At 73.4% G+C, this 13,124-nt stretch carries 9 protein-coding genes; 4 read left to right on the forward strand and 5 right to left on the reverse strand.

Annotated elements, in window-relative coordinates; translation table 11 throughout:
* Positions 1-7: 7 nt before the first annotated feature.
* Positions 8-1,027 carry an NAD(+) diphosphatase gene (gene nudC / locus ABIA36_RS00880; RefSeq protein ID WP_369960306.1) on the reverse strand — a complete coding sequence of 340 codons (1,020 nt, stop codon included), beginning with the start codon at positions 1,025-1,027 and terminating at the stop codon, positions 8-10.
* A gap of 79 nt (positions 1,028-1,106) precedes the next feature.
* Between nudC and ABIA36_RS00885 the strand changes: the two genes are divergently transcribed.
* A complete protein-coding gene (locus ABIA36_RS00885; RefSeq protein ID WP_369960308.1) occupies positions 1,107-2,153 on the forward strand; it encodes a phosphotransferase in 1,047 nt (348 codons plus the stop codon).
* A 200-nt stretch (positions 2,154-2,353) separates the two neighbouring features.
* On the opposite strand, the gene ABIA36_RS00890 is transcribed toward ABIA36_RS00885, so the two are convergent.
* Positions 2,354-5,662, reverse strand: coding sequence for a UvrD-helicase domain-containing protein (locus tag ABIA36_RS00890; protein ID WP_369960310.1), 3,309 nt, complete (start codon positions 5,660-5,662; stop codon positions 2,354-2,356).
* A gap of 52 nt (positions 5,663-5,714) precedes the next feature.
* Positions 5,715-8,846: an ATP-dependent helicase gene (locus ABIA36_RS00895; RefSeq protein ID WP_369960312.1), complete on the reverse strand. Its 3,132-nt coding sequence runs from the start codon at positions 8,844-8,846 to the stop codon at positions 5,715-5,717.
* Positions 8,847-8,953: 107 nt separating this feature from the next.
* Between ABIA36_RS00895 and ABIA36_RS00900 the strand changes: the two genes are divergently transcribed.
* Both ABIA36_RS00900 and ABIA36_RS00905 read left to right on the forward strand, forming a co-directional pair.
* Positions 8,954-9,178, forward strand: coding sequence for a DUF3107 domain-containing protein (locus tag ABIA36_RS00900; protein ID WP_369960314.1), 225 nt, complete (start codon positions 8,954-8,956; stop codon positions 9,176-9,178).
* A gap of 10 nt (positions 9,179-9,188) precedes the next feature.
* A complete protein-coding gene (locus ABIA36_RS00905; protein WP_369960316.1) occupies positions 9,189-9,491 on the forward strand; it encodes a hypothetical protein in 303 nt (100 codons plus the stop codon).
* Positions 9,492-9,515: 24 nt separating this feature from the next.
* Here ABIA36_RS00905 and ABIA36_RS00910 read toward each other — a convergent pair whose 3' ends face one another.
* Positions 9,516-10,229, reverse strand: a complete 714-nt coding sequence (locus ABIA36_RS00910) for a ferritin-like fold-containing protein (RefSeq protein ID WP_369960318.1) — start codon at positions 10,227-10,229, stop codon at positions 9,516-9,518.
* 124 nt (positions 10,230-10,353) lie between these two features.
* Here ABIA36_RS00910 and ABIA36_RS00915 point away from each other — a divergent pair, with 124 nt between their 5' ends.
* Positions 10,354-11,865 (forward strand): DEAD/DEAH box helicase, encoded by a 1,512-nt coding sequence (locus ABIA36_RS00915; protein ID WP_369960320.1) that lies wholly within the window; start codon positions 10,354-10,356, stop codon positions 11,863-11,865.
* A 68-nt stretch (positions 11,866-11,933) separates the two neighbouring features.
* Here the strand turns inward: ABIA36_RS00915 and ABIA36_RS00920 are convergent, their stop codons facing one another.
* A complete protein-coding gene (locus tag ABIA36_RS00920; RefSeq protein WP_369960322.1) occupies positions 11,934-13,121 on the reverse strand; it encodes a hypothetical protein in 1,188 nt (395 codons plus the stop codon).
* Positions 13,122-13,124 lie beyond the last annotated feature (3 nt).

The following is a 13,124-nucleotide window of genomic DNA, read 5'->3' on the forward strand; positions in this document are numbered from 1 at the left end:
GCCGCGCTCACAGCGCGGGAGGCTCGTCGAGCGGGCCGCCGTACCAGTCCTCGATCAGGGCGCGGGCGATGGAGGAGCGACCGGGCAGGATGATCTGCTCGCGCGCCTCCCACAGCTCGTCGCGGCTGAACCAGCGCAGGTCGAGGATCTCCTCGCCGTCCGGGGCGAGCGCGGCGGGCGGCTGGTCGTCGGCCAGCCGCGCGGTCATCCCGACCATGACGGAGGCCGGGAACGGCCAGGGCTGCGAGCCCTTGTACCTGGCATCGGTCACCCGCACGCCGGCCTCCTCGAAGATCTCCCGCTCGACGGCGGACTCGAACGACTCACCCGGCTCCACGAAGCCCGCCAGCAGCGAGTAGCGCGAGTGCTCCCACATGGCGTTCGAGCCGAGCAGCAGCCGGTCATCGGCGTCGAGCACGGTGACGATGACCGCGGGGTCGGTGCGCGGGAAGACCTCTGAGCCGTCTTCGAAGCAGCGCCGCACCCAGCCGGCCTGCTCGACCACGGTCGGGGTGCCGCAGCGCGGGCAGTGCGTGTGCGAGGCGTGCCAGTTCGCGATCGCCAGCGCTTCGGTGAAGAGGCCGGCGTCGCGGTCGCTCAACGCCGTGGCGACGGTGCGAAGGTTGCCCCAGCGCGCCTCGTCGGGCTCCAGCTCGGTCGCGGCGGCGTCGGTGAGGACCTCCAGCACGACCGCCGAGCCGACCGGTTGTCCCGGGGCGTCCACGAGCGTGCGGCCGAGGTAGACGCGCAGCAGCGCGGCCGTGACCCGGTCCACCGGGAGCAGGTCGAGCTCCGCCGGTCCGGCGTCGGGCGCGCTCCAGCCGTCGGACGCGGGGGTCGCGGCGGCCACACTCTCCGCCGTCAGCAGCGCCCGGCCCTTCCAGAGCGCGAGCACCCGGGTGCCCGGCTCCTCCCACAGCTCGTCGAACAGCGCCGGCCGGGAGCGGGCGGCGTGATCGCGGTCGATCGCGTGGCGCGAGAGCGGGAGCGCGGCGAGCGGCAGCGCGGACGTCGATGCGGACGACATCGGGATCCCTTCGAAGCGTGGAGGAGTTGCAAGGCGTGGCGGAACTGCCCACGCGCGGATGTCCATTTAGCCTAGGTGCATGGCCAGATCCCCTCTCACTCTAGCCGCGCTGGCCAGCTCGGCCGTGCCCGACCTGATTGTCACCGGAACCCGCGCGCACACCGCAGACGGCGCGGGCGAGTTCGACTCCGCGGTGCTCACCACCGCGGACGGCAGCGTCCGCATCGTGCGCGTCCCGCTCACCCAGGCGGCGGAGACGGAGCAGAGCTCCGACCTGGTCGCGCTGCGAGCGCTGACGACCGGCATCCGCAGCCGCCTCCCGTTCGACGTGCCGACCTACCTCGGCCAGGCGCCGGTCGGCGGCACGCGCGCCATCGTCTACGACTTCCTGCCGGGCGAGCATGTCGCGGTGGAGGCCGTGCCTCCGGGCGACGGCCTCGCCGGGTCGATCGGCCACGCCATCGCCTCGATCCACACGCTGCCGACCAGTTTCGTCGGGGAGGCCGGCCTTCCGGTGCTCTCCGCCGCCGAGTGCCTGTCGTCGACGGCTGCGCTGATCGAGTCCGCCGCCGCGACCGGGAAGGTGCCTGCCGCGCTGCGCGACCGCTGGCGCAACGCCGTCGCCGACCACTCGGTGTGGCAGTTCCAGCCGACGGTGATCAACGGCGCGCTGACGGCCGACTCGTTCCTGGTCGACGGCGAGTCCGTCACCGGTGTGCTCGGCTGGTCGGCGCTGCGCGTCGGCGACCCGGCCCGCGACCTGCACTGGCTGCTCGCCATGGACCCGGACGCCACCGACGGCGCGCTGCTCACCTACGCCTCCGCCCGCCAGGTCGCCACCGACCGGCAGTTCACCCAGCGCGCGATGCTGTACGCCGAGCTGGAGGTCGCCCGCTGGCTGCTGCACGGCCGCGAGCTGCGCGACCAGAGCATCGTGGACGACGCCGTGCAGATGCTCGACGGTCTGGTCGATCGCGTGCACAGCAACACGGTCACCCCGCTGTCGACGGCGACCGGCCCGATCATGGCGGTCCACGACGTGGAGGCCATGCTCGACCGCACGCCGGGCGACCGGGCGTCGGTCCGGCAGGGCGGGATGCGCCCGGTGGACGACCAGGCCGGCTGAGCCGTCGTCGGCAACTCCGGAGCTCCGCCGCCGGAGCGCCCCGAAACGTCCGTCCAACCGGACATCCACCCCGAAACGGCCCCGATCTCCGGAGTTACGCACTCCCGCACGCGTCGGCAACTCCGGAGATCCGGCCGAATAGCGGCCCGATCTCCGGAGTTACGGATGATTCGGGCGGGTGACCGGTGGAGTCTCCGGAGTTACGCCCGGACTCCCGCCCACAGCTCCACCAGCTCGGCCTCGGAGTAGAGCCGCTCGGGCCGGACGACGCGATCGTCGGCCACGAAGTAGAACACGGCGTCGATGCGCGCCGGGTCGATTCCGGCGTACTCGGCGTACGCGAGACGGTAGAGGGCGAGCTGGAGCTGCTTGCGCTCCAGGTCGGCGGCGTCGCGGGGCGCCTTGCCGGTCTTCCAATCCACGATCTGGACGTCGTGCCGACCGTCGTGCACCGCGTAGACCGCGTCGAGCTTGCAGACGACGACCTGGCCGGCGAGGGTGACGTGTATCTCCAGCTCGACCTCGGCGGGAGCCCGGTCGGCCCACTCGCTCGCGGCGAAAGTCGCCTGCAGCTCGGCGAGCGCCTCCGCGCCCAGGAGCTCGCCCGCGGGATCGTCCAGTTCTGCCACGGCCGCGTCGAGCGCGTCCGTCGCTCCCCCCGCGACGCCGTAGCGCTCCTCGACCCAGCGGTGGAACAGCGTCCCCAGCCGGGTCTGCCGGTAGGGCCGCTCCGGCATCGGGCGGCGGAGTTGCGCGGCGACGCCGGCGGGGTCGCTCACGAAGTCCTTGAACCGGGAGGCCGGGATGCGGGCCGGCAGCTCCACCAGGCCGTCCTCCGCCTCGCGGCGGGCACGCTCGGCGAGCAGCAGGTCGACGTCGAGGGCGTACACGCCGCCGTCGCCCGGGCCGCGCTCGCGGGCGGCCTGCACCGCCGCGGCGGCCGCCTCCACCCGGGTGCGTCGCACACCGAGCGGGTCGAGCGGCCAGAGCACCGTGCGCGACTCCGGCGCGAGCGGGTTCTCGTCGGGCTCGTCGCAGGGCGGGAAGGCGTCCTCCGGCAGCAGCCCGGCCTGCTGCAGCTCCAGCAGGTAGGCGCCCGGCGACCGCGGCCGGGACTGGGTCGACCAGTACGAGCCGGTCAGCAGCAGGCTGCGCCGAGCGCGCGTGACGGCGACGTAGATCAATCGGCGCTGCTCCTCGAGGTGGCGGGCGACGTTGGCGGCCTCGAACGCGGAGATCGCCTCGTCCACCTGTTTCTGGTCTTCGGCGTTGCGCCACGGCAGCACCGGCAGCTCGGCCGAGTCGCCGCGGAACTCGTTGGGGAGCTGGCCGAACGCCAGCCAGCCGCGCTTGCTCTGCGGCGGCCCCGGCAGCTCGCCCTCGACCATCCGCGGCACCGCCACGACGTCCCACTCCAGGCCCTTGGCGCCGTGGATGGTCAGGATCTGCACCGTTCCGGGCTCCGGGTCCTCGCTACGCGGCGCCAGGTTGTCGCGCTGCTCGGCCTCCGCCAGCCAGGCCAGGAACGAGCCGAGGGTCGCCCGGTCGTCGCTGGCCAGGTAGGAGGCCACCTGCTCGGCGAACGCGTCCAGGGAGGCCTGGCCGAGCTGGGCCGACTCGTTGGCGGCGACCTCGATGTCCAGCCGCAGCTCCTGCTGCACGAGCGTCACCAGGTCGAGGAGGTCGAGCCCCGCGCGCGAGCGCAGCCGGTCGAGCTGGCCGCCGGCCGCGCGCAGCCGCTCCAGGCCGGTCGCGCTGAAGTCCGCGAGCTGACCGTGGCCCTCCGGCGCCTCCACCACGAAGTCGAGCGCGTCGACCAGGGAGGCCGACTCCTCCGCCACCACCGAGCCGCGCAGCCGGTCGCGCACGTCCGGGTCGAGGGTCTGGAAGCGGTGGTCGCGCGCGGCGAGCCAGCTCGCTACCCGACGCAGCGCCGCGATGTCGCGCGCACCCACCCGCCAGCGCGCGCCGGTCAGCAGCCGGATCAGCTCGGAGCCCGCCGTCGGGTCGTGCATGACCCGCAGCGCGCTGACCAGGTCGGCGATCACGGGCTGCTCCAGGAGGCCGCCGAGCCCGAGGACATGGAAGGGCACGCCCCGGGCCGCGAGCGCCGCGGTGAACGCGTCGATCTTCTTGATCGAGCGGCAGAGCAGCGCGGCGGAGGGCGGCATGCCCTGTGCATCCCGCTGGGCCAGCCGGACGCGCAGCCATTCGGCGATCGTCGCCGCCTCGTCCTCGACGGTCTGACCGAAGGCGTGGTCGAGCTCGCCGGCGATGGCGCCGGGCCGCGGCTGCAACTGCTCGACGTGCACGGGCGAGTCGGCCGACAGCGGGGCGACGAGGGTATTGGCGGCGTCCAGCACCGTGGTCGGGTTGCGCCAGCTCGTGCTGAGCGCGAAGGCGGCCGCGCCGTCCCGCCGCCCGGTGAAGTCGAGCGCGAACCGGCCCAGGTTGGCGGCGCTCGCACCGCGCCAGCCGTAGATCGACTGGTGCGGATCCCCCACCGCCATCACGGCCTGACCCGAGAACAGCGAGGACAGCAGCCGGGTCTGCACGACCGAGGTGTCCTGGTACTCGTCCAGCAGCACCACGCGGTAGCGGCGCCGGTAGTCCGCGACGACCTCCGGCAGCCGTTCGCACACCGCCAGGGCGAGCGCGACTTGATCGGAGTACTCCACGAAACCGCGCCGGCGCTTCTCCTCCGCGAACCGCTCGGCGAGGTCGAGCAGCGGCGGCAGTGAGCTGACCGACGCCACGGCGGTGCGGACGGAGGCATAGGCGTCCTTCACCCGTCCGCTGCCGGTGGGCAGCTCGAGCAGCCGGCCGAAGCCCTCCACCATGCGGTGCACGTCGCGTGCGTCGGCCACGTTCTCGCTCAGCGCACGGCTGAGGTCGAGGACGGCGGTCGTGACCGCGTCCACACTCTTGTCGAGCTCCACCAGTCGCTCATCGTCGCAGCCCACCACGACGCGGCGCGCGAGCTGCCACGCCGACGCCTCGCTCAGGATCGACGACTCGGGCTCGCGGCCGATCAGCAGGGCGTTCTCGCGGAAGATCGCGTTGGCGAAGGCGTTGTACGTCGCCACCTCCGGCGCGTCGAACGGGTCGAAGACCACCTCGGTGAGCCCGGAGTCCGCGAGCTGCTCGATCCGCCGCCGGATCCGCTCGGCCAGCTCGCCGGCCGCCTTGCGGGTGAAGGTCAGGCCCAGCACCTCGGGGACCCGCACCAGCCCGTTGGCGATCAGCCAGACCACCCGGTTCGCCATCGTCTCGGTCTTGCCGCTGCCCGCTCCGGCCACCACGATCGCGGGAGCGAGCGGCGCCTCGATGACGGCCTGCTGCTGCAGGGTCGGGCGCGGGAGGCCGAGCGCGTCGGCGATCTCGGCCGCGCTCAGGCGGCGGGACGGGCGCTGCGGTTCGGGAGCCTCGGCCGCGGCCGCGAAGGCCTGCTCGACCAGGTCGAGGCCCGGCTGGTCGTCCGCGAGCTCCAGGAGTCCGTCGTCGTTCATGGTGTCGCCTCCCGGTTCATGCCCTCGAGCCGGTTCATGCCCCCGAGCCGGTTCATGCGCTGACCGCCGGTACGAGGTGGATGCGATACCCGTAGGCCGCGTGCGGGTCCCGGTCGCCGAGGTCGACCACCCCGGCGAAGGTCGACCCGGCCATGCCCTCCGCGGCGCGCGCCACGCGCTCCTCCAGTCGGGCGAGCCCGTCCGCGTCGACGCGCTCCTGCACGACCTCGCGATACGCCTTGCCGCGCACGCCCTTGGCGACGAAGAGCAGCTTCGCGCCGCCCGGCGGCAGCTCGGCCGCCTGCACGGCGCCGTGCTCCAGCGCGAGCTGGTAGACGCCGAGCTGGGCGTGCGACGCCGTCTCGGCGGCGGTCGGCACCGTTCGCCCGGTCTTCAGGTCCACGATCACGACGGTGCCGTCCGGGGTCTCCTCGACCCGGTCGATCTTGCCGCTGATCCTGGCGCGGCCCAGCTCTAGCTGGAACTCGCCCTCGGAGCCGAGCAGTCGCCCGCCGGCGCGCCCGAAGTCGCGCAGGTACTCCGAGACGCCCGCCACGAGCCCGCGCGTGCGGCGACGCTCGCGCTCCTCGATCCAGGGCGACTCGAACTGGAGCTGCGCCCAGCGCCGCTCGATGCCGGACCAGAGCAGGTCGACGCTGGTCTCGTCCGTCGCGGCGGCCTCCTCCATCACAGCGTGCACAACGGTGCCGATCCCGGCCGCGAGCCCGCTCGGGGAGGCGGCCATCTCATCCACGAACCAGGCCAGCGGCGACTTCTCGAAGGTGCCCAGCCGCGACGGCGAGACCTTCACCCGCGCCTCCGGGTCCTCCAGGTCGATCAGCGGCTCGGTGGTCGAGGGCTCGGCGAGGCCGTACCAGTCGGCGGGGTCCGCGCCCTCCACCCCGGCCTCCGCGAGCCGGGCCAGCGCGTCGGCGGCGTCGGGCGAGCCGGTGGTCACCAGCCGGCGGCGCAGCCGACCCACCATGCCGCGCAGCGACAGCGGGTGGATGCCGGGGTCGTCGTCCTCCACCGCGAGCCCGGCTGCGAGGCGCAGGAACGGCGAGGGCTGCTCATCGTCGTTCGCCGTGGCGGTGAGCAGCACCTGACGCCGGGCACGGGAGACCGCGAGGGCGAACATCCGCAGCTCGTCGCTCAGGACCTCCGCGCGCCGGTCAGCGGTGTCCTGGCCCTCCACCCCCGTGTCGGCACGGCGGCCGGCGAGGGCGTCGTCCAGCTCCTGCGGGTGCAGCAGCGAGCCGCGCAGGCGCAGGTTGGGCCAGACGCTCTCCTGGAGGCCGGCGACGGCGACGACGTCGAACTCGCGGCCGACCGTGGCGCTCGGTGTGCAGACCAACACCGCGTCGCCGGTCGTGCGGGCCGCGAGGGTGTCCTCCGGCACTTCGGCGCCGAGCAGCTCGATCACGAAGTCGGAGGCCGGACGCTCGGGCGAGCGCTCCACGAAACGCCGCGCCGCGGTGAACAGCGCCACCACACCGTCGAGGTGCCGGTCGGCCTCGTCTGCGACGATGCCGGACCGCTCGGACTGCTCCAGCCAGCGCTTCGCCAGTCCGCTGCGCTCCCAGGCGTGCCAGAGCAGCTCCTCGATGGTGGCTCCCTCCGCCGCCTTCTCGCGGCCGCCGCGCAGGGTCTCGGCCAGGCGCGCGGCCCGGCGGGCGGGCGAGGAGTCGATCGTGGCGAGGTTCGCGGGCGTCGCCAGCGCCTCCACCAGGAGGTCGTCGCCCGGGCGGTTGCCGTCGCCGGCCAGCTCCTCCTGGCGCAGCGCGAGCCGCAGCCGCCGCAGGCTGATGGCGTCGAGGCCGCCGAACGGCCCGAGCAGCAGCTCGGTCGCGACCACCGGGGTCAGCTCGATCGCGCTGAGCGCGACGCCGGCGATCGTGATGAGCTGCCGGGCGGCGTAGTCGTCGCGCAGCGGCCGGCCCGCGATGCTGGTGGTCGTCGGGACCTCGGCCACGGCGAGCGAGCGGGCCAGGCCCGGGATGTGCGCACCCGACCGCACCACGACCGCCATGCGGTTCCACGGCACGCCGTCGATGAGCCGCCGCTCGCGCAGCAGACGTGCGAGCCGCGCCGCCTCGGCCGGAGCCGACGACGCCTTCACGACGACGACCGCCGGTCCGGCGTCCTCCGGCTGCTCCTGCCCTGCCACTGCGACCCGGTGCACACCGGCCGCCGCCGCGCCGATCCGCTCGGTGACCCGGGAGGTCAGCTCGCGCAGTGCGGGGGTCTGGCGGTGCGCCGTGGTGAGCACGACGCGCGTCACCGGCACGCCCAGTCGCGCGCCGAGCTGCCCGAGCGCGGCGACCTCCGCGCCGCGGAACGTCGTCGACGCGACATCGGGGTCGCCGAACCCGATGACGGCGATGCCCCGCGCCGCCACGGCCCGCAGCAGCGCGATCGTGGCGACCGTGGCCTCCTGGAGGTCGTCGACGAACAGCGCCCGGAGCCCGTCGAGCGAGCTCCCCTCCGCAACGACCGGGACAGCCGAGGCGATCAGCTCGGCGGCGTCGACGTAGCCGCCGCGGAAGCTGTCGAGCACGTTCTGGTACTCCGCGATGAAGCGGCCGGCCGCGCGCCACTCGTCGCGCCCGGTGATCGCGCCCAGCTCCGCCAGCCGCGACGGCGACACGCCGCGCTCGGCGCAGCGGCCGATCAGTTCGCGCAGCTCGGTGCGGAACCCGCGCAGGAGGCGCACCTCCGGGCCGAGCGAGGGCGGCCAGACCGGCCCGGAGCCGTCCTCCAGGTGGCCGGCCAGCAGCTCGGCGATGATCTGGTCCTGCTCGCCGCCGGTCAGCAGTCGCGGCGGCTCCCAGCCGTTGCGCCTGGCCTGCTCGCCGGAGAGCTGGAAGGCCAGGGAGGTCGCCGTGCGGGCCAGCGGGCCGGGCGTCGGCACGCCGAGCCGCAGCGAGATCCGATCGCGTAGCGCGGTCGCGGCCGAACGGGAGGCGCTCAGCGCGAGGACCTCGGACGCGGCGTAGCCGCGCTCGTGCACGCGCTCGGCGATGGCCTCCACCAGCGCGGTGGTCTTGCCGGTGCCCGGCGCGCCGAGCACCGCGGCCGAGGCGCCGTCCGGCAGCGCGAGCACCGCGCGCTGGCCATCGTCGAGCGCCACGGCGAGGCCGCCGGCCGCGTCGTCGACGCGCGGACGGAAACCTCGGGTGGACATGCATTCACGGTAACGGCGTCCGCCGACAGAGAACGCGATCCGAGCCCGCGAGCCGCGTGCCGTAGTCTGAACTCGCAACCGCCGGCTGATTCGAAAGGCATTACCCCGTGGAGATCCGCATCGGAATCGTCAACGCCCCCCGCGAGCTCAGCTTCGAGTCGGCCCAGTCGGCCGAGGAGCTCACCGAGCAGATCCAGGCCAGCCTCACCAGCGGCACGGGCATCCTCAAGCTCGCGGACGACAAGGGCCGCGTCTACATCGTCCCGACCGCCGGCATCGGCTACGTCGAGCTCGGCACCGAGGAGTCGCGCCGCATCGGCTTCGTCGGCTAGATTCGCGACCGTGGAACTGCTCTTCGTCGCGCTCGCCGGCGCCATCCTCGGCCTCGGCGCGCGGTACCTGCTGCCCAACCGTCACACGCACGGCTCCGTCCTCATGCCGGCGCTCGGCGTGAGCGTGGCGTGCGTCCTGTGGGTCGCCCTCACCTGGGCGGGCCTGAAGTGGAACGGCGGCTGGATCTGGTGGATCACGCTCGTGGGAACGGGTGTCGTCGTGATCGTGGCCGACCTGGTCATCGGCCGCGTGCGCACCGCCCACGACGAGAAGCTGCTGCACACCCTCACCCGCGGCGCCGTCGCCCGCTGACCCGGCCGACCCGGCCGGCCTGATTCAGGCGGTGAGCCCCAGCGCGTCCATCCGGCGCGTGTGCGCCGCGATCAGCTCGGTGAAGATCGGCTCGATGCGCTCCTCGTCGGCCACGCGGTTCCCCGACAGGTGGAGCGCCGAGCGCGCCACGAGCAGCGTGTCGCCGACCAGCCGCCGCCCCCACATCGCCAGCCGCGAACCGAGCTGCGGGTCGGCGGCGATCTCGCGGCGCAGAACCTCCAGCAGACCCTCCTGACCGGAGTCGGAGCCCAGCAGCTGCGCGATGCGCGGACCGACGTCGCCGGGCAGCCCGCCCGCGACCCGGATGAAGAAGTCGTCCAGCAGCCCGCCGGTCATCAGCGCGGCCAGCAGCGTCTCCCGCCAGTCGGAACCCACCAGCAGTGCACGGAAGCCCTCGATCTCCTCGGCGAACGGCCGCATCACCTCCGCCGGGTCGTCGCCGCGCCGGCGGATCTCCGCCACGATGCCCTGGTGCTTGGAGAGCGCCAGCCCCGCAGCGCCGGAGACGACCTCCTTGGCCGTGAGCGCCTCGGTGTCGGCGGCCACCCGCGACAGCGTCTGGAACTGCTCGAGCTGCAGGTAGGCCGCCTGCCCCAGGTAGGGCAGCAGATCGGGCATCACCTCGTGCAGATCGACCCGGACCGTCGCCTGAGGCGTGCGGGAGCGGAGGCGGGGCAGCTCGACCGCTGGCCGGCGTCTGGTGAACCACGTTGACACGTACAGCAGTGTAACGGGGAGGTCCGGTAAGCTTGTGGTGCCGTCGGCGCAGGATCGACGGCCCTGCGCCTGCGACGAGAACAGGGCGTGGAACTCACTTTTCGAACCGACAGGCACCCTTTACGTGACTTTCTCAGAACTCAACATCGACCAGGACATGGTGGACGCCCTCGCCTCCAAGGGCATCATCGAGCCGTTCCCCATCCAGTCCCAGACCATCCCGCTCGCCCTCGCCGGCCAGGACATCATCGGCCAGGCCAAGACGGGCACCGGCAAGACCTTCGGCTTCGGCCTCCCGATCATCCAGCGCCTCGGGCTCGACCCGGAGCCGGGCGTCCAGGCCCTCGTCGTCGTCCCCACCCGCGAGCTCGCCGTCCAGGTCTTCGAAGACCTGGAGCAGGCCGCCTCCAACCGCGCCACCGCGGTCACCGCGATCTACGGCGGCAAGGCCTACGAAGGCCAGATCGCCCAGCTCAAGGCCGGCGCGCAGATCGTCGTCGGCACGCCCGGACGTCTGCTCGACCTCGCCGGCCAGCGCCTCCTGAACCTCTCGAACGTGCGGGAGATGGTGCTGGACGAGGCCGACAAGATGCTCGACCTCGGCTTCCTCTCCGACATCGAGAAGCTGTTCGCGCAGACCCCGGCAACGCGTCACACGATGCTGTTCTCGGCGACCATGCCTGGCCCGATCGTCGCGCTCGCGCGCCGCTTCATGACCCGGCCGATCCACATCCGCGCCAGCGACCCCGACGAGGGCCAGATCCAGGCGAACATCAAGCACCTCATCTACCGGGCGCACTCGCTCGACAAGGACGAGGTCGTCGCCCGCATCCTCCAGGCCGAGGGCCGCGGCAAGACCGTCATCTTCACCCGCACCAAGCGTGCGGCGGCCAAGCTGGTCGAGGAGCTCGGCGACCGCGGATTCAACACCGCCGCCGTGCACGGCGACCTCAACCAGGAGCAGCGCGAGCGCGCGATGGCCGCCTTCAAGGCCGGCAAGAAGGATGTGCTGATCGCGACCGACGTCGCCGCGCGCGGCATCGACGTGGACGATGTCACCCACGTCATCAACCACACCATCCCGGACGACGAGAAGACCTACCTGCACCGCGCCGGCCGCACCGGCCGCGCGGGCAAGACCGGTATCGCCGTCACGTTCGTGGACTGGGAGGACCTGCACAAGTGGGCCCTCATCAACCGCGCACTGGAGTTCGGCCAGCCCGAGCCCACCGAGACCTACTCGTCGTCGCCGCACCTCTACAGCGACCTCGACATCCCGGAGGGTGCGAAGGGCCGGCTGAAGGCGACCCCGGCCGTCAAGGCCCCGGAGACCCAGGACGGCGCGCGCCGCGACTCCACCGGCCCCGGCGCGCAGGGCGAGGGCCGCTCGCGCAACCGCCGCCGCACCCGCACGGGAGGCGCCGGCCACAGCGCCCAGGGCGCGACCGCCCAGAACGCGACTGCCCAGGGCACCGGCTCCGCCGACGCCGCCGCACCCGCGAGCAACGCTGAGGAGAAGTCCCCCGCTGCCGGCACGCACGACGGCGGCGGCTCGCAGCACCGCGACGGCAACAGCGCCCCGCGCCGGCGTCGCCGCCGTTCGCGCGGCAGCTCCCCCGCCACGCCCGCGAGCTGAGCACACCGACCTGACAGAACACGCCGCCTGCCGAACTCGGCAGGCGGCGTGTTCTGTCAGTTGGAGGGTCAGTACCAGTTCGGGTCGTGGCTCATCTCGAAGTTCCACGCCGCGCAGGGCGAGCCGTAGGAACGGTTGATGTAGTCGAGGCCCCAGTTGACCTGGGTGTTCTGGTTCGTCATCCAGTCCGAGCCGGCCGTTGCCATCTTGCTGCCCGGGAGCGACTGCGGGATGCCGTAAGCGCCGCTGGACGTGTTGTAGGCGTCCGCGCGCCAGCCGGACTCGTGGTTCCACAGCGAGACCAGGCAGCCCATCTGGTCCTGACCCCAGCCGAAGGCGGAGAGCCGGCTCGACGCGTAGGCCTGCGCCGCAGCCGGGTCGACGTTCATCCCGGGCGGGGGCGCGACACCGTCCGCGCTGCCGCCGCTGTTCGCCGCCTGCCGCGCAGCCGCAGCTGCCGCGGCCTGCGCCGCAGCCGCGGCGGCCGCCTGGCCCGCGGCGTACTGCTGCTCGACCGTGGTCGCGGTGCTCTGGAGGGACGCGAGCTGCGCGTACAGCGTGGTGGCATGCTGCTTCTGGTCGGCGAGCTGCGCGTCCGCCGCCGCCTTGGCCGCGGTCGCCACCTGCAGCGCCTTCTGGGCGTCCTTGTCGAGCTGGTCGCGGATCTTCTGCGCCGCGTCGGCCTGCGCGCTCAGCGCGGCGGCGGTGTTCTTCTGCGCAGCGGCCTGGGCGAACAGGCTGGAGGCCTGGTCGGCGAGCTTGGAGACCGCGCCGAGCTGGTACAGCAGCGACGGCTGCGTGCCGGTGGTCGCCGCCGCCGTCCCGCCGGGAGCGCCCGCGCCGCCGAGGAACAGCCGGATCGACACGTCCGAGGTCCCGGACCGGGTGAGCTGGGCCGCGAACTTGCCGCTCTCCGCCCGCAGTTCGTCCGCGCGGGCCGCGGCCGCCTGGGCCTGCTGGCCGATGTCCTGCGCCTTGGCCGTTGCCGCCTTGAGGGCGGCCTCCGCCTGGCCGTACTCACCGAGGCGCTTCACCGCCAGGTCGCCCGCGGCGTTGGCCGCGCTCTGCAGCGACGCGAGCAGGCCGTTGATGCGGTCGACCTCCGCCTGGGCCGCAGCGGCATTGGCCTTGGCCGCCTGCACGTCGTTCCAGGAGGGGTAGGTGTCGGCGCTCGCGGGAGCCGCGCCTCCCGCCAGTGTGAGGGCGCCGATGAGCGCCGCTACTGCGACAGAAGACGTCCAGAACCGCCGAGACACCCG

Source organism: Leifsonia sp. EB34, from assembly GCF_041260585.1.
Taxonomy (GTDB): domain Bacteria; phylum Actinomycetota; class Actinomycetes; order Actinomycetales; family Microbacteriaceae; genus Leifsonia.